Origin of the sequence: Agarivorans sp. QJM3NY_33, from assembly GCF_050870865.2 — a bacterium.
GTDB lineage: Bacteria > Pseudomonadota > Gammaproteobacteria > Enterobacterales > Celerinatantimonadaceae > Agarivorans.
The window spans coordinates 396,290-413,150 of sequence record NZ_CP194039.2; the positions used below are offsets into that span (position 1 = coordinate 396,290).

Sequence of the window (16,861 nt, forward strand, 5' to 3'; positions counted from 1 at the left end):
TTTTCTACTCAATTTTATTTGGTTAGGACCTGATGATGGCGCTTGAAAAGGGTAATAAAGCAGATATGGCTCAACTCTTATCGGAGAGTCAGGAGCAGTTACAAGATATTATTGGATTGGGTAAATTTTCTTTTCAGAAAAGTTATTACCCCGAACTTCAAAAAAAAATAAAGGAATTGAAGTTAGAGAAAGATAAGTATCAGCGAATTTTCGCCGATGCGCTCAATGGTATTTTTCAAGTCGAGCTGACCGGCCGTATTATTATTGCCAATCCCGCCATGGTGCGGATATGCGCGTATTGTTCACTTGAGCAGATCAGTGCTATTTCTGACATCAGAACTCAGTTGTTTGCCAAGCCAGAACATTACGACGAATTGATAAGTAAATTACAGGATTGTGGATCTATCATCGCTTTCGAGACTCAATTCAAACAATATAATCAAGTGATAATCGACGTTTCGCTCAATGCATCACTTCAAACGGGGGAAATGGGACCATTTATTGAATGTATTGTTCAAAATATAACCAAGCGAAAACAAGCAGAAGCGTCGTTGAAGGAAGCTCGTAATTATATTACTAATATTATCGACTCTATGCCTTCGGTATTAATTGGGGTTGACCTTCAAGGGAAGGTGAGCCAATGGAATCGTGAGGCACACCGGGTTACTGGGCTTAGTGCAACCGAAGCTCTTGGTCAATCACTGATTCGAGTTTTTCCTAGACTCGCAGATGAAGTGGTCAATATTAACGCGGCAATAGAAACACGACAAAAAAAACTAAGGCTTAAGAAACCTTATTTGCTGGATGGGCAAACTCGTTATGAAAACCTCACGATTTATCCCCTAGTTTCTCATGAGGACAAAGGAGCGGTGGTGAGATTGGATGATGTTAGCGAAACGGTCCGCTTAGAAGAACTGATCGTCCAAAGTGAAAAAATGCTTTCTGTCGGCGGTTTGGCTGCAGGTATGGCGCATGAGATAAATAATCCATTGGCTGGCATGATGCAAACGGCCAATGTGATGGCTAACCGCTTATCCAATAAAACGCTAGCTGCGAATATTAAAGCTGCAGAAGCCGCTGGGCTTGATTTCGAAGCATTATGTCGCTTTATGGAACAGCGTGGTGTGTTAAGGATGATTGAGACCATTAATCAGTCTGGTCAGCGGATCGCAGATCTTGTTGATAATATGCTGAGCTTTTCTCGCAAGAGCGATCTTGCTTTCTCCAATTATGATATGGCCGAGTTGTTAGATAAAACCCTAGAGCTCGCCGCAACAGATTATGATCTGAAAAAACAGTACGATTTTAAAAAAATTAATATCATCAAACAATATGCGAATGATTTACCCTTGGTTTCTTGTGAAGCGAGTAAAATCCAGCAGGTGATGTTGAATATATTGCGTAACGCAGCCCATGCCATGCAACAAGCACAAGTGAAAGCGCCGAGGCTTTGCTTGTTTATTAGCTATGAAGCCGATTCAGATAGTGTGCTAATCAAGATTGGAGATAATGGTCCAGGTATGGATGAGGCCATCCGAGGGCGTGTATTTGAACCGTTTTATACTACCAAGCCTGAGGGGACGGGTTTGGGCTTGAGTATCTCTTATTTTATTATTGCAGAGCATCATGGTGGAGAGCTTAGAGTGCAGTCAACGCCGGGTGGGGGAAGTCAATTTGTGATTCGACTACCGGTTGCGAAAGGTGGGGTTTATGACTCAAGTCACTGAGCTCAATCCTGACATCACGATCTTGGTTGTCGATGATGAAAAAGTGATTCGTCAGAGCATCGCTGACCAGCTCGAAGATCTCGGTTATCGCGTATTACTTGCTGAGCATGGTCGTGATGGATTGCAACTAATGGAGATGGAGCGTCCTGATGTGGTGTTGACCGATTTGCGGATGTCGGTAATGGGAGGATTGGAAATGATTCAAGTCGCCAGTCAACAATACCCAAATATCGCCATAATTGTTATTTCCGGTGCGGGACAGTTAGCGGATGCGGTCGCCGCATTACGCTTTGGTGCATACGATTATCTGATTAAGCCTGTGAATGATCTTGGCATATTGGAACACACCATCAATAAGGCTTTGGAAAAAGTCAGATTATTAACTGAAAATGAAGACTATAAAAAACATTTAGAGCAGTTAGTTGATGAACGTACGCTCGCCTTGGCCAAAGCGAATCAAGCACTGAGTTTACATAAGATCCAGCTTGAGCAGCTGGTAGAGGTTCGAACCTCGGAATTGCAACAGTCTTATCAACATCTGCAACAGACCCAGAATCAGCTGATAGAATCGGCAAAAATGGCATCTTTAGGAGGCTTGGTTGCTGGGGTTGCTCATGAAATTAATACCCCTATTGGGATCTGCGTGACCGCAGCCTCTTTTCTTCAAGGCGAAATTGAGCAACTAAAAATAAAGCTTGATGATCGCCGCGTATCTCGCCGCGATGTCAACCAACTGATCGAGGGTATTTTAGAATCGAGCGATCTATTAAGTAACAACATTAAGCGAGCTTCCGATTTAGTCACGGGCTTTAAACAGCTTGCAGTTGATGTCTCGGGTGAAGAGCTGAGTCGCTTCAATCTTTATAGCTACATCGGTGAAGTGATACAGTATTTGCATACTGAGTTTAAGCATTCTCAACATCAGATTGAACTTAGTGGCACTCATCAATTGATTGTCGAAAGTTTTCCAGGAGCTATTTTACAAGTAATTAGCGAGTTAGTGGGGAATTCCTTATGTCATGCCTTTACGGATTTAAAGCCGGGTCATATTTATATTAGTATTCGTCGTGAAGGAGAGATGGCGACGATTAACTATAGTGATGATGGCATTGGTATGGATGAGGCGACGATGGCTAAAATATATGAGCCGTTTTTTACGACTCGACGTTATGCTGGGAGCCGAGGTTTAGGCATGCACCTGCTTTATAATCAAGTGTCGCAGATCCTACAAGGAAAAATTCGTTGTAGTAGTATTACAGGGAAAGGGACCCGATTTAAGATTATTTTTCCGCTGAAGGCGATGCCTTAATGCCTTAGTCGGGATATAGATTTCGTATCGACACAAATTCATCAATGTTCTCTAGAAAAAGATCAATCAAGTTTGGGTCAAATTGTGCACCTTTACTTTGTTCGAAATACTCGATGACTTGTTCGAGAGGCCAGGCATCTTTATAGCAACGTTGGCTTTTTAATGCGTCGAATACATCAGCAATCGCCGTAATTCTGGAGTAAATATGGATCTTTTCTCCTGACTTTTTATGTGGATAACCGTTGCCATTCCAATGTTCGTGATGTTCTAGCGCGACAATGGCCGCCAACGCAATGATATCGCCATCGTCATTATGTAGCAGTTGGTAGCCAATTTGGGTATGGGTCTCCATTAATGATCTTTCTTCAGCGCTGAGCCGCCCAGGTTTATTTAAAATCGCTTCTGGAATGCCAATTTTTCCTACATCGTGCATCGGGCTAATAATTTCTAATACTTCGCAATCTCTGGCCGAAAGCCCTATCAGTTTACCGAGGTGAGCCGAAAGTTTGGCCACTCGCTTCACATGGTTGCCTGTTTCCCCCGAGCGGGTTTCAATCGAGTTACCTAGCACATGAATTAATTTCTTTTGGATCTGCAGTGTTTGGCTTTGTAGGTTAACGATCTGCTTATCTTTTTTACTCATTTCTTGGCGACGTTTAAGCAGATAACTGAGTAGCACAATCACTAAAATGAGAGCAAAGATAATGCTACCCGCGATAAAAAACAGCAGGTGATTGCGTTCCCAAAATGAAATCGGTCGACCGATTACCTTTGAGTTTGTTGGCAATAATGATTCGTCGATTTGGTATTTTTTTAAGGCGTGGTATTGAAATACTGGCGCTTGATCGGAGTTTACTTCGATGGGGGTCTTAACTGGTTTTGGCAATTGTCGCCCCAAAATATCCAGCATTTGCACGCCTTGCTTGTAAGAGCCGTTGACGTAGCCACCTAATACATCTCCTTTGAGGTAAAAGTTCCAAAGTACAAATATAGGGGCTTTGCTAGCTGCGGATAGTTCTAGTGCGGTCTTGGTATAGCCATGATAAATGTTGTTGCTCACTTCGGTATTATAGTGAGTTAATAACACTGCATCATCAGGGGATATCTGAGCGAGAATATTGCTAGTTTGTTGCAGCGTTTTATCCCTTATTTCGACTAATTTTAAGTTGGGTAAGTCTTTTAAGGCAGTCATTATGCGCGTTCTTAATAGCTCAGAGGAAACCCCGGAATCAGCCAGATAATAAAGTTGTTTCAACTTAGGCCTGAGTCTAATAATGAGTGCTAAATTTTCTTGAATATTGTCGAGTTCAAAAAGGACGGTACCTTTGTTTGTGGTCGGGCTGAGAGTGGCTTCGAAATCACCAATGCCTGCCGCAACGGTGGGTAGATTTTTCAGATTGGGAATATCTAAACGCTTGAAAAAGCGAAGGGCGTTATCGTCGGTAAGCAGTACTCCGTCAAAATGATAATTTTGGTACTTTATTGCCAGATATTCTTTTAGTTTCTGATAGTAGGCTTGGGAGTATAAACGTTTACTATCGATATACTCGACGGATAGCTTAAGTGGGTGGGTTGCAGCATCGGCTGCGTCTCTAATGCCTCGTTGAAATTCTCGGGTCCATTCATAATCTGAGTCATAAGAATGTAATACCAGAATGTGCTGTTTTCCTTCTGCGGCGTAGCTGGTTGGGCAGGCAAGACAGAGAGTCAGTAGCAAACAATAGCGCAGAAGCTCCTTCACTTAAGTTGTCTCCTTATAACTTAGTGTGGTCAATGAAAGGCACATAGGTGCTGATTCAGCAGTGCATATGACTAATGCCTCACTCAGCGAATCAATATCCCTGAAAATGGGAGCTTTGTCTCTAGTTAACGGTTTACTGATTAAAATCGACAGTTTTCATGTGTGAACAAGACTGACGATTTGTATTATCAATTTAATATCTCAGTATAAATCGACTTGAGCAAGCTATTTTTAACTGAAGACGAAAAGCTATATCAAAGTCTTACAATTTTTGCAGTCATTTGTTATTTATGACTTAAAATGAGTTCTCTTCTCAGCGTGAAGGTTACAATTTTATTCAAATGGATGACACATTAGGGGTAATCGTTTTCCTTCTTGTTGGCTTTACGCCGGATTGAAACGTCTATTTAGACTCATTACTTTTGTTTTTCAAAAAACTATCACGCCAAATAAATTGAAAACCAACGATCACTGATTTACTCACGCACCGCCCTTCGAACCGTTCAAGCAGCAGTGATACTGCCGTTTCTCCCATATCGTGGGGGTAGAGTCGTAAGGTGGATAAACTGGGATGTAGATGTTCTGCACTTGGGATGTCATTAATGCTAATCACTTGAATATCTTCAGGAATCCTTATTCCATGTTGATGAATCGCCTTAATCGCGCCCATTGCGACAATATCGGTTGCAGCAAATAGTATATCGGGCGCCGTACAATTTCTTAACATTTTGTTCATACCATCAAAACCAGAGTCGATACAAAAGCGTTCACTGACGATGCAGCGTGCGGCATCGTAGAGCCCTTGTTGTTGGGTTAAAGCTCTAAAAACTTGGAGTCGCTCATCTTGATTACCAATAAAGGCTGGCCGTTGCGTGCCATTTTTCAGCATGGTGTTGACCACGAATTCAGCAGCTTTGGTTCGATCACATAAGACCGTATCGACATTTAATGCGTTGGGGGAATAATCAACGCAGACCAACTGGGCATTAAGCGACAATATATAGTCGATCTCTGCATCGGTGAAATTACCGACACAAATCACGCCATTTGACTGGCTCAATTCCCGTTCATGCTTCGATAAGTCTTTTTTAAATACTCGTTTAAGCGTGATGTCATGCATTTGGCATTTGTGTTCTAGACCAAGGCGAATATAGGTGAAATAGGGGTCATCTAACTCTTGCTCGGCGGAATGATGATAAACCACGCACAGTTGAATTGGGCTTTGGTGGCCGCGTTGGTAATTGGCCCGAGCAATAATACGTTGCTGCTCGGGTTGGTTTTGTCTACGCTGCCTAGGTGAAAGGTAAGCTAGGCTGGCGGCTACCTCTAATATTTTTTCACGTTTGTCATGACTAATCGATAAGGTTGGATCTTGATTAATGACGCGCGACACCGTTGACGGTGAAACTCCGGTCATTTTCGAGATATCGCTGAGTTTTGCCATATTTTAATCTCTTAGAATACTTCAGATATCTAGCGGATTGCTCTAGAGGTAGCAGTATACGATTAAACTAGTGGTGGGTTCCAAGTTGATTCCCCCTCGCCAAATAAATTATCTTATTTCGAGTGATAGAACAGCATGTTTGTTGGTTATTTGTTGGCATTTTGTTGTATTTCTCAGTTGGAGGTAAAATTTAGTAAATTTTTACCTGTGAATTGCTGTCCTTGTTTTATATTTCGCATAAAAACTACAAAAGATGTGATGCCACGCGCTTTTAGGCCGAAATGAAATTTGCTAGATGTTGTAAGCACTCATCGTAAGCTTAATAATGTAAACGTTACCACCATTGTCATTCAGCATTCAGTATGGAGATTGGAGAGATGAATCGTTTGCAACTATTAAGTATTGCAGCTTTAGCTAGCTGTAGTGTTCAAGCCACTGAAATTACGGCATGGGCTTGGGATCCTAATTTTAACGTTGCAGCATTGAAGGAAGCGGCAAGCGTTTATCAAAAAGATCATCCTGATTTTACCTTAAATGTGATTGCTTCAGGTAAAGAAGATGTGGAGCAAAAATTACACACCATGCTAGCCTCGGGCGTGACGTCTGCCCTACCTGATATTGTATTGATCGAAGATTACAACGCTCAAAAATATTTGAATGCCTACCCCGGTTCGTTTCAAGCTATGCAGTCGGTGGTTGACTATCGTCAATTTGCACCTTACAAAGTCGAAGTGATGACTGTTGGTAAAGACGTGTATGGCTTGCCTTTTGATTCAGGGGTTGCGGGGTTGTTTTATCGCCGTGACTTGTTGAAGCAGGCGGGAATCAGTGCCGATGATTTGCAAAGTATCAGTTGGGATGAGTACATCGATATCGGTAAGAAAGTGAAGCAAACCACAGGCAAATATATGATGGGGTTTGATATTCAAGACACCGTGTTTATCCATATTTTGATGCAGTCGGGTGGCGAGTGGTTCTTTAATCATGATGGTAGTTTGAACATTTTGCATAACAAGGCTTTAAAAGAAGCATTGAAAACAGTGAAAGCGATCCATGATGCAAAAATTGTTCGTCCGGTATCGGGCTGGTCTGATTTTGTGGGTAGCTTCAACAGCGGCAAGGTTGCTTCGGTGACTTCTGGCGTGTGGATGATTGGCTCAGTGAAAAGTGAAGCCAGCCAATCTGGTCAATGGGGGGTCGCACCGATCCCTAAATTGAATCTGGCCAATTCCGTTCATGCTTCTAACCAAGGTGGTTCTAGCTGGTACGTATTGAGTGCGGGTAAACAGCCTCAATTAGCCATCGACTTTTTGGATAAAACCTTTGGTGGCGATGTTGATATGTACCAGAAATTGTTAGTTGAGCGGGGGGCTTTAAGTACTTATCTGCCAGCTAAAACGGGTAAAGCCTACCAAGTCGATGATGCCTTCTTTGGCGGACAAAAAGTCTATGGCGACTTTTCCAAGTGGGTCGCTCAGATCCCGAAAGTACCTTACGGTATGTATACCCAAGAAGTGGACAATGCTTTGTCGGCTCTGATCCCATCATTACTTTCTGGTACGCCAGTAGATGAGATATTGGAAAGCTTAAATAATAATCTTAAGTACCAAATTCAATAAGTAAGGCGGTTAAAAGGTCACTTTCGTGGCCTTCGCATTCAACTTTTAAGTCGCTTTTTTCTGGAAGGTGTTTCGATGTCTAGAACACAAGCCAAGCTCCATCGTATGTACGATATTAATGGCTGGCTATTTGTAAGTATTGCCGTGGGTTTAGTGGCATTGATGACTTTGTACCCCATCGTAAGCTCGTTATGGTTATCTCTCCATTCGGGTAAGGGGGTGGTGACTAAGTTTGTCGGGTTCGGTAATGTTATTCGATTATTTTATGACCCCGTATTTAAGCAAGCTTTATGTAACACCTTAATCTTCTTAGTGGTGCAGGTGCCGATCATGATCCTGTTATCGCTAGCTTTATCATCTTGTTTAAACGCTCCTCAATTGAAATTTCGTAGTTGGTTTCGACTCGCGATATTTTTACCCTGTGTGACATCATTAGTAGCCTATTCGATTTTGTTTAAGAGCATGTTTGGTTTTGATGGTGTACTGAATGTCGCTCTGTTATGGACTGGGATTATTGCCGACCCAATCCCGTGGTTATCGGATCCGTTTTGGGCAAAAGTGACCATTATTATCGCGATTACTTGGCGTTGGACGGGTTACAACATGATCTTCTATTTGGCGGCGATGCAAAATATCGATAAGTCCATTTATGAAGCGGCAAGAATTGACGGGGTTAACCCTATTAAACAGTTTTTCTTTATTACTATCCCCTTATTAAAACCTGTGATTTTGTTTACCAGTATTACCTCGACCATAGGGACTCTGCAACTCTTTGATGAGGTGGTTAACATCACCAGTGGCGGGCCTGCAAATTCGACGATGACCTTGTCGATGTACATCTATAACTTATCGTTTAAGTTTGTGCCTAACTTTGGTTATGCAGCAACCGTATCTTACGTGATTGTTACTTTTGCTGCTGTGCTTGCATTGATCCAATTTAAAGTCGCTAAGGATAAATAATTTGATTAAATTTCGATTTGGTCGTATCGCAATGTATGGCTTTTTAATTGTGATGACCTTTGTTTCTTTGTTTCCTTTCTATTGGATGCTGGTGTCTAGTACTAACAGTAGCTCACAGATCAATAGTGGTAAATTGAGCTTTGGCGACCAGCTGATGGTCAATTTCAACAACTTAACGGATCAGATTGATGTTGCTCGGGTTTTTTGGAACACCAGCAAAATCGCCATTCTTAGCACTATCTTTACTTTACTGATTTGTTCGTTGGCGGGTTATGCCTTCGAAGTTTTTAAAAGTAAGGCTCGAGATCGCGTTTATGTCGCGTTGTTGGCAACCATGATGATCCCTTTTGCCGCATTAATGATCCCCTTGTTCACTATGTTTGCTAAGGCTGGGTTATTGAATACCCATTTTGCGGTAATTTTACCAACGGTATCCGGTGCTTTTATCATCTTCTACTTTCGTCAGTGCACTAAAGTTTTCCCCCGAGAATTGATTGATGCGGCTAGGGTCGATGGTGTGAAGGAATGGAAGATCTTTACCTTTGTGTATATGCCAATCATGAAGTCTAGTTATGCCGCAGCCTTCATTATTGTGTTTATGGCTTCGTGGAATGCCTTTTTGTGGCCGCTGATTGTGTTGCAATCGAGCGAGTTGAAAACAATTAATTTGGTGTTGTCTGGTTTTATTTCTGCTTATACTCCAGATTTCGGTTTGATCATGATAGCAACGGTTATCTCAACCTTACCGAGTTTATTTATTTTCTTTGCCATGCAGAAACAGTTTGTGGCGAGTATGACTGGGGCTGTTAAGTAGGCTGTGTACTCCAAGCATTTAGGATTAAAAGATAGGATTTATTATGGCTGATATACAGTTAAAAAAAGTCATCAAACGTTTTGGTAAGCTTGAAACTATTCATGGCATAGATTTACAGGTTGAGGATGGTGAGTTTGTGGTCTTTGTTGGACCATCGGGCTGTGGTAAGTCGACGCTGCTGCGACTGATTGCCGGCTTGGAATCGATCAGCGATGGAGATATCTATATTGGTCAGGACTTGGTCAACCAAAAGGATCCCTCTGAGCGCGGTGTGGCAATGGTGTTTCAGTCTTATGCTCTTTACCCTCATCTCAGCGTTGAGCAAAACATGGGATTTGGCCTACGGATGAATGGGCATCCTAAAGATAAGGTCAATAAATTGGTTGCTGAGGCTGCTGAAGTTTTGCAAATCAGTCATTTACTGGAACGTAAGCCGAAAGAATTATCTGGAGGGCAGCGTCAGCGAGTCGCGATTGGCCGGGCTATAGTGCGCGACCCTAAGGTATTTTTATTTGATGAGCCGCTTTCTAACCTTGATGCAGAATTGCGAGTGGATATGCGGATCGAAATATCCAAGCTACATAAAAAACTAAAAACCACCATGATCTACGTGACTCATGATCAGGTGGAAGCGATGACATTGGCCGACAAAATTGTGGTTTTAAAAGATGGCAATATCGAACAAGTTGGAACACCAATGGATTTATACCATCGTCCGTCGAATCAATTTGTTGCAGGGTTTATCGGTTCACCTAAGATGAATTTTATTCCGGCTCGTGTTGAACAAGTGAATGGTCATCATGTCACTTTAAGTACTTTGGATAAGCAGCAATTACTTATCGACACAAATGTTGCGAATGTTCATCCGGGTCAAGGTGTTAAATTAGGGATCCGTCCAGAGCATTTAGAAGTCGAAGGAGAAGGGGATGTTCGTTTTCGTTTTCAGTGTGATTTAGTTGAGAGGTTGGGTAATAGTACTTATATGTTTGGTCAAGCTTGTGGTGTTGAACATTTTAAAGTGCACTTACCTCGTGACCGAGAATTATCTGAAGAGAATGATAATTTCAATTTGACATTTAGTAGTAATGAATGTCATTTGTTTGATAAAGATGGTGTTCGAATATAAATAGCCCCTTTGCTAATATGCCTTAAGTCTCGTATTTTATATTCTATTGGCTTAATTATTTTTGTCTTTGGCCCTTCACTTATAATGTAGGGTCTTTTTTTATTTCAAGTTCATGGAGCGTCTAATCCTCTAATATTAAAAAAGACGTTTCGAAAGTCATCTGATTGATTTTAAATGCTAATTTGTAAAGCGTACGCTTCGTTCCTTCTACAGTTTCTTGCTTGTTCTTGAAACAGTGTTTCTTAAAATATGAATTTTAAAGTAGAGCGCTACTTAATAATATCGGTAAATTTTTACCATCTATTTTATATAACTTTGCTAGAGCTTGTGTTTTGAGTTTTTATATTTTTAATGGTGTTATGTTTTGTTTTTATTGAGGTAATATTTAATCGATTATTTAATTGGGTGTACATGACTAATAGTGTCTAATTTTATTCATTAGATGCGATTTTATTTAGATGGTGTACGTGTATTTAAATTTAAATGGACAGCTATAGTTATCTGAATCTTAGATGTTGGATTCAACCGAGACTGTATGCTGATGCTTGGGATGAAGTATGCAAATAGGAAAACAGTTTTATTGGCTTGTCGTAGTGCTAGCCAGCTTATTTTTGGTTGCTTGTGGGTCGAGTTCGACTGAGGAGGCCGCAAGGTGTGAGGTGGACTTTGGGGAACTCTCTATTCCGGTGCCTAGTCTGCACTCCGGATTTATCAAAGGGGCTGATGTTTCTTATGTTCCTTCGGTGGAAGCGCATGGAGGCAAATACTTTGACAATTGTGTGCAAACCGATCCTTTAGCGATTATGCAACAACATGGATTAAACGCGATTCGAATGCGTGTTTGGGTCGATCCTTTCAATCAAGATGGAGAAGCATACGGTGGCGGTACCAGCACTTTGGCCCAGGCTATCGACATGGGAAAAAGAGCCCATGCTTTAGGGATGCAATATCTGTTGGATATTCACTACAGCGACTTTTGGGCGGATCCTGGTCATCAGACGATGCCAAAAGCTTGGAAAGATCTCGATTATTCTCAGCTGGTTGCCAAAGTGGGTTCTTATACGACGGAAGTGATGGCTGCTCACCGTGCTGCTGGCGTGATGCCGGATATGGTGCAGGTCGGTAACGAAACCAATAGCGGTATGTTATGGCCTTATGGTTATATTTGGAAAGCTGGCTGGGATCAAACCTTATCATTATTTGATGCCGGCGCTAACGCTGTGCGGGCCGCTTATCAGCAAGACGAAACTGTGAAGATCATCTTGCATATTGCCAATCCTCAAAATCAGATCGATTGGTGGTTTAAAGAGGCTGTCGCTTATGGCATCGACTTTGACATTATGGGGGTGTCTTATTATCCCTATTGGCATGGTTCGCTCAGTAACTTAAAGTCAGTTTTAGAAGCGGGGATTTCGGAAACGGGTAAGCCAGTGATGGTGGTTGAAACGGCTTACGCATTTACTTTAGATAATGGTGATGACTTAGAGAATACCTTTACTGCAAGTAATTTGGTAGACGGTTATGAGGCTTCCATTGAAGGCCAAGCTAAGTTTTTAGCCGATCTAATGAATATGCTTGACACTTTGGACAAGCAACAAGGTTTGGGTATGTTCTATTGGGAACCTGCGGTGTTGCCAGTGAAGGGCGTAACTTGGGCTACTGCTGCCGGCATGGAATATAATAATGATGTTTGGTATGAAGGAAATAACTGGGACAACCAAAATATGTTCGACTTTGAAGGTAACGTATTGCCTTCCATAGACGTATTTAGTGGTCAATAAAATCTAGTTACGCGAGTTACATGCCTCTGAATATAAAAGGCGGCCCAATGCATAGGGTCGCCTTTGTTATATCTAAAGTTTGAGAGCTACAGGCCGTAGCTGTAGCTTGCTTGTAAGCCCAGTGGTAAACCCAGTCCCCAGTAGATGAGTAAAAATGCTGTCCATACCACCAGCATCACCAGACTGTAAGGCAGCATCAGTGACATCAGCGTTCCGATGCCGGTGCCTTTCACATAACGCTGGCAGTACACGACCACTAGTGGGAAGTAAGGCATTAAGGGAGTAATGATATTGGATGACGAGTCTCCGACCCGGTAAGCCGCCTGGGCTAAGTCGGGCGAGATATTCAGTTGCATTAACATCGGAACCAGAATTGGCCCAATCAGCGCCCATTTCGCCGAAGAAGAACCCACAAACAAGTTCACAAAAGCGACTAAGAGGATCATTCCCACCACGGTCACAGCGCTAGGCAAGGCCAGCTGTTTGAGCGTATCGGCACCCTTCAGAGCCATCAGAGCACCAATGTTAGATTGGCTGAAGGCGGCGATAAAGAGTGCGCAGAAGAAGGCCATTACAATGTAGTAAGACATGCCATTCATCGATTTACTCATGGCCTGGATCACGTCTCGAGAGTCTTTAAAACTCCCCACGATAAAACCAAAGACGGTGCCGGGAATAATGAACAGTAAGAAAATTAGCGGTACGATTGACTGCATTAATGGCGCCGAGAATTCGACCAGTGAGCCGCTGGCTGAGCGTAGTGGAGAGCTTTCAGGGGCCGAGACTGCCCATAAGCCTGCTAGGCCTGCGAACATCACCGCCGAAGAAACTTTAAAGGCAAAGCGTTCTTTTTGGGTGATTTCATCGAAACGAGGAATATCTTCCGGGTCGCCATCCACGGGGGTATCTTTGAGGCGTGGCTCGATAACTTTATCGGTCAAATACCAGCCAATTAAAATGATCAGCAGACTGGAGGCCGAGGAGAAAAACCAGTTGTTGAGCGGGTTGATTTGAATCGCTGGATCCAAAACCTGCGCCGCACTTTGAGTAAAGCTTTGCAGTAACTGGTCGATCGCCGATGGAATAAAGTTTGCGGAGAAGCCACCACTCACGCCTGCAAATGCGGCGGCGATGCCGGCCAGCGGATGCCGTCCAGCGGCATAGAAGATCACCCCGGCCAGCGGGATCACCAGTACATAACCGGCATCGGTTGCGGTATGGCTGATGATTGCGACTAATACGATGGAAGGCGTCAGCAGTTGTTTCGGCGTGACCTTGAGCATCATTTTTAAACCGGCACTAATATAGCCAGAATGCTCGGCAACCCCCACGCCTAACATGGCAACGAGTACCACCCCCAGTGGAGCAAAACTGGTAAAGGTGGTTACCATGCCAGACAAGAAGCCGGCAAGCGCCTCTCCGGTTAATAAGTTATTGACAAAAATGGCTTCGCCAGTGCGTGGATCAATTTCAGCAAATTGGACATTGGCGAGCAGTGCAGACACCACCCACACCAAAAATAGGGCGCCTAAAAATAATACCGCGGGATCCGGTAGTTTATTGCCAACGCGTTCTACAGTGTCAAGCATGCGGGCGACGCCACCCTTGGCAGTGGGTGTGGCGGTTGTTGAACTCATATTTACCTCTAGGTTATATTCTAAACTCTTCGGTTCAGTTGATTTTGTTGTGATTGAACCCTATTGACTGGGCATAAAGAAAACTATCGCCGGTAAATTAGTTTAATTCACTGTATTCTTCTTTGATTTGAGTTAATAAAACCACACGTGGTTTGGTTGGTGGTTTAATATGTTTTGTTTGGTTGTTTTTATAATATGCTAAGGCGGTAATACCAATGCAACATTGGATGTTTGCTCTTTCGACCACCGGTCCGATTATTTTAATGCTGTGTTTGGGGTGGTTTTTGCGCCGTCGTGAAGTGTTGAATGAGAATTTCATCAAACAAGGCAATAGTCTGGTGTTTAACATCAGCTTGCCGAGTTTGCTATTTTTGAGCACCGCCTCTAATCCCCTGAGCCACTCTTTAGATTTCTCTCTGGTGATATTGGGGGTGCTATTTACCCTGACTAGTGTGCTGCTGCTGTTTGTTGTCAGTCGACCCTGGCTGCGCGGTGGACGCCAAGGTGTGTTTATTCAGGGGGCTTTTCGCGGCAATATGGGGATTATTGGCATTGCCATGGTGCTCAATGCCTATGGCATGGATGTATTACCCAAAGCAGCGTTATTCCTGGCTTTCATGACGATGACCTTTAATGTGGTGTCGGTTGCACTATTGGGTGCCAAGCGTAGCCGTATCATCAGTAGCTTGCTTAAGAATCCACTGATCATTGCTATTTTGGCGGGTCTGCTATGCTCGGCGTTGGGGCTGCAACTGCCAGATGTTGTAGCAAAAACGTGTCAGTATCTTGCCAACATGACCTTACCTTTGGCTTTGATCTGCATCGGTGCCAGTCTGCAATGGCAGAGTTTTAAAAGTAATTTGTCGCCAGTGCTCTGGGCCAGTGCCTGTAAGCTGATTATTATTCCATTGTTGGCGGTGACCCTTGCACTGTATATGCAGTTTAGTGGCAGTGATATTGGCCTGCTGTTCTTAATGATGGGCACCCCTACTGCGGCGGCTAGTTATGTGATGGCCAGCAAGATGACTGAACATGGCCAAATGGCCGGCGAAATTGTGGCCTTTACCACGATGTTTAGTGCACTCAGTGTGAGCGTAGGTTTGGTGACTCTGGCCTCTTTACAGTTGATTTAAGCGTTCTCTCGGGTGGGCGGGTTCCACTCACCCGAGATCATGGCATGCGGTTTCTCATGTTGCTGTTTTGCACAGCCAAGGTGTCGCTGCCGGGCTTCAGATCTAGCGCTGTGTTATTGCTCAGTCGCAGCAATAAATTGTTGAATGCTGCCGAGCATTTGCTGGAAATAAGGGTTGTAACTCAGCCGTTGCAATTTGGGGTTACGGCTTAAGTTCTGTTCGCTTATTTCGCCCTTCACCACGTCACTGTCTTGCTTGCACTGCGCGTAGCGCTTTAGGTTTTTGAGGTAGTGGCTACAGTTTCGATAGTCGCCGTTTTCCCCATAATGGGCATTGCTCGGCGCATTAATGGTTGCGGTATGGGCAATCCCTTGAATTGCTTCGCAAGAGGCGGTGGCACAACGCGGCGTGCTGATGCTTAAGTCCTTGGCCAGAGTGGCTGGAATGCTCGCCGGATCGCCATAATAAATCAGCATGTCCTGAGCGGTGGCACTGCGTTTGGCGGGCTGATGCCATTGCTCTAGAATGGCCAGGGTCGCGCGGGTATCGATGGTTTGATCCTGCTCGCTGGCAACCACTAAAAGCGGCACATTGGGTAAGTGTTTACTGTTACGAAACTGCTTGTTTAGATGGTTCATCAAGTCGTTCACCTGCGCCCCGGCGTTATAGGCAAAGGATTCGTATTTGGCGAAGTCTACATCGCCTTCTTTATCCAGCCAGCGACTAAACCAACTCACATATTTTGCCAGCCAGGCAAGGCCGCTGTGTGCTTTGGATGCAGGAGACCATAACATGACCCCCTGAACCTGTGCCGCGTGTTGTGGGTTGGCCAATAGGTGGCTAAGAATTAAGGCTCCACCGGTAGAGAAACCGCCGAGGTAGACCTGGGAGTAGTCTTTGAGACTGCGCTCGATGGCGTAGTCTGCCGCTTGTTGCCACTGTTGATAAGTGACCTTTAGCAAATCGGACGGAGCGGTCGCGTGACCGGGCAATAGCAGCGTTCTTACATCAAAACCCTGCTGGTAAAACTGCCAGGCTAAGTCATGAAAATGAAAGGGCGAGTCGGTTAAGCCGTGGATCAATAACACCAGCTTTTGCTTATTGGGGTGAGTCAGCTGAAATGGTGCCAATAACTGCTGTACGTTGGCTTTACCTTGCCACTGTTGTTGTTTGGCCAACCAACGATAGGTCGTGGTGCTAAGGGGGCATTGCATGTTGGCGCGTGGATTTCTCTCGGCGATAACCTGACGCGCATAATCCAGGTATTGTGGATAGCTTTGTTGCAGCTGGTAGCTAAAGTGAGCGCTGCCACCTTCTCGTGCCTGACGATAGGGTGCCTGCTCAATGTATTGCTCAATCAGCGCTTGCCGTTGATTAATATTAACGCAGTTTTCTGGCTCACTTTGAGCCAGACTAAGGCCTGAGAGCAACAGTGTGCTACTTAAAAAAAGTTTGCCGAGCCAAATTTGAACATGCTTCATGCTGATCCTTCGCGAATGGGAGCGCTGATAGATAGTTAATAGCGCTCTATTGTAATGATAAAAAATTCAGTAGCCTAGTCGCAGTTGAT

At 43.8% G+C, this 16,861-nt stretch carries 12 protein-coding genes; 8 read left to right on the forward strand and 4 right to left on the reverse strand.

Features of this window, described 5'->3' with window-relative positions; all coding sequences use genetic code 11:
• The first annotated feature begins 32 nt into the window (after nt 1-32).
• On the forward strand, nt 33-1,727 hold the full coding sequence (locus ACRRSY_RS01740; RefSeq protein ID WP_439033343.1) for an ATP-binding protein: 1,695 nt from the start codon (nt 33-35) through the stop codon (nt 1,725-1,727).
• Nucleotides 1,711-3,036: a hybrid sensor histidine kinase/response regulator gene (locus tag ACRRSY_RS01745; protein ID WP_432464258.1), complete on the forward strand. Its 1,326-nt coding sequence runs from the start codon at nt 1,711-1,713 to the stop codon at nt 3,034-3,036. The genes ACRRSY_RS01740 and ACRRSY_RS01745 overlap by 17 nt, the downstream gene beginning before the upstream one ends.
• Before the next feature lie 4 nt (nt 3,037-3,040).
• On the opposite strand, the gene ACRRSY_RS01750 is transcribed toward ACRRSY_RS01745, so the two are convergent.
• Nucleotides 3,041-4,777 (reverse strand): HD domain-containing phosphohydrolase, encoded by a 1,737-nt coding sequence (locus ACRRSY_RS01750; protein ID WP_432464259.1) that lies wholly within the window; start codon nt 4,775-4,777, stop codon nt 3,041-3,043.
• A 403-nt stretch (nt 4,778-5,180) separates the two neighbouring features.
• Complete coding sequence (locus tag ACRRSY_RS01755) at nt 5,181-6,221, reverse strand: LacI family DNA-binding transcriptional regulator (protein WP_432464260.1); 1,041 nt, start codon at nt 6,219-6,221, stop codon at nt 5,181-5,183.
• A 377-nt stretch (nt 6,222-6,598) separates the two neighbouring features.
• Between ACRRSY_RS01755 and ACRRSY_RS01760 the strand changes: the two genes are divergently transcribed.
• The 5 genes from ACRRSY_RS01760 to ACRRSY_RS01780 all read left to right on the forward strand — a co-directional run bounded on the left by ACRRSY_RS01760 (nt 6,599) and on the right by ACRRSY_RS01780 (nt 12,521).
• Nucleotides 6,599-7,840: an ABC transporter substrate-binding protein gene (locus ACRRSY_RS01760; RefSeq protein ID WP_432464261.1), complete on the forward strand. Its 1,242-nt coding sequence runs from the start codon at nt 6,599-6,601 to the stop codon at nt 7,838-7,840.
• Between the two features lie 75 nt (nt 7,841-7,915).
• On the forward strand, nt 7,916-8,800 hold the full coding sequence (locus ACRRSY_RS01765) for a carbohydrate ABC transporter permease (protein ID WP_432454917.1): 885 nt from the start codon (nt 7,916-7,918) through the stop codon (nt 8,798-8,800).
• Between the two features lies 1 nt (nt 8,801).
• The gene (locus tag ACRRSY_RS01770) at nt 8,802-9,614 is read left to right on the forward strand and encodes a carbohydrate ABC transporter permease (protein ID WP_432454916.1); all 813 of its coding nucleotides are present in this window, start codon (nt 8,802-8,804) and stop codon (nt 9,612-9,614) included.
• Nucleotides 9,615-9,657: 43 nt separating this feature from the next.
• Nucleotides 9,658-10,740 (forward strand): ABC transporter ATP-binding protein, encoded by a 1,083-nt coding sequence (locus ACRRSY_RS01775; protein WP_432460705.1) that lies wholly within the window; start codon nt 9,658-9,660, stop codon nt 10,738-10,740.
• Between the two features lie 557 nt (nt 10,741-11,297).
• Nucleotides 11,298-12,521: a glycoside hydrolase family 53 protein gene (locus ACRRSY_RS01780; RefSeq protein ID WP_432460706.1), complete on the forward strand. Its 1,224-nt coding sequence runs from the start codon at nt 11,298-11,300 to the stop codon at nt 12,519-12,521.
• A gap of 86 nt (nt 12,522-12,607) precedes the next feature.
• Here ACRRSY_RS01780 and ACRRSY_RS01785 read toward each other — a convergent pair whose 3' ends face one another.
• A complete protein-coding gene (locus tag ACRRSY_RS01785; RefSeq protein ID WP_432464262.1) occupies nt 12,608-14,158 on the reverse strand; it encodes an AbgT family transporter in 1,551 nt (516 codons plus the stop codon).
• Between the two features lie 215 nt (nt 14,159-14,373).
• Here ACRRSY_RS01785 and ACRRSY_RS01790 point away from each other — a divergent pair, with 215 nt between their 5' ends.
• Entirely contained in the window at nt 14,374-15,291 is a 918-nt protein-coding gene (locus tag ACRRSY_RS01790) for an AEC family transporter (RefSeq protein ID WP_432460708.1), read from the forward strand.
• A 113-nt stretch (nt 15,292-15,404) separates the two neighbouring features.
• Here the strand turns inward: ACRRSY_RS01790 and ACRRSY_RS01795 are convergent, their stop codons facing one another.
• The gene (locus tag ACRRSY_RS01795) at nt 15,405-16,772 is read right to left on the reverse strand and encodes an alpha/beta hydrolase (protein ID WP_432464263.1); all 1,368 of its coding nucleotides are present in this window, start codon (nt 16,770-16,772) and stop codon (nt 15,405-15,407) included.
• Between the last annotated feature and the right edge of the window lie 89 nt (nt 16,773-16,861).

What these genes read in the sequence shown, in the direction of transcription:
- ACRRSY_RS01755 (WP_432464260.1), bottom strand. Translation starts at nt 6,221, where the DNA reads ATGGCAAAACTCAGCGATATCTCGAAAATGACCGGAGTTTCACCGTCA.
- ACRRSY_RS01780 (WP_432460706.1), top strand. Translation starts at nt 11,298, where the DNA reads ATGCAAATAGGAAAACAGTTTTATTGGCTTGTCGTAGTGCTAGCCAGC.
- ACRRSY_RS01785 (WP_432464262.1), bottom strand. Translation starts at nt 14,158, where the DNA reads ATGAGTTCAACAACCGCCACACCCACTGCCAAGGGTGGCGTCGCCCGC.
- ACRRSY_RS01745 (WP_432464258.1), top strand. Translation starts at nt 1,711, where the DNA reads ATGACTCAAGTCACTGAGCTCAATCCTGACATCACGATCTTGGTTGTC.
- ACRRSY_RS01790 (WP_432460708.1), top strand. Translation starts at nt 14,374, where the DNA reads ATGCAACATTGGATGTTTGCTCTTTCGACCACCGGTCCGATTATTTTA.
- ACRRSY_RS01760 (WP_432464261.1), top strand. Translation starts at nt 6,599, where the DNA reads ATGAATCGTTTGCAACTATTAAGTATTGCAGCTTTAGCTAGCTGTAGT.
- ACRRSY_RS01775 (WP_432460705.1), top strand. Translation starts at nt 9,658, where the DNA reads ATGGCTGATATACAGTTAAAAAAAGTCATCAAACGTTTTGGTAAGCTT.
- ACRRSY_RS01795 (WP_432464263.1), bottom strand. Translation starts at nt 16,772, where the DNA reads ATGAAGCATGTTCAAATTTGGCTCGGCAAACTTTTTTTAAGTAGCACA.
- ACRRSY_RS01740 (WP_439033343.1), top strand. Translation starts at nt 33, where the DNA reads ATGATGGCGCTTGAAAAGGGTAATAAAGCAGATATGGCTCAACTCTTA.
- ACRRSY_RS01765 (WP_432454917.1), top strand. Translation starts at nt 7,916, where the DNA reads ATGTCTAGAACACAAGCCAAGCTCCATCGTATGTACGATATTAATGGC.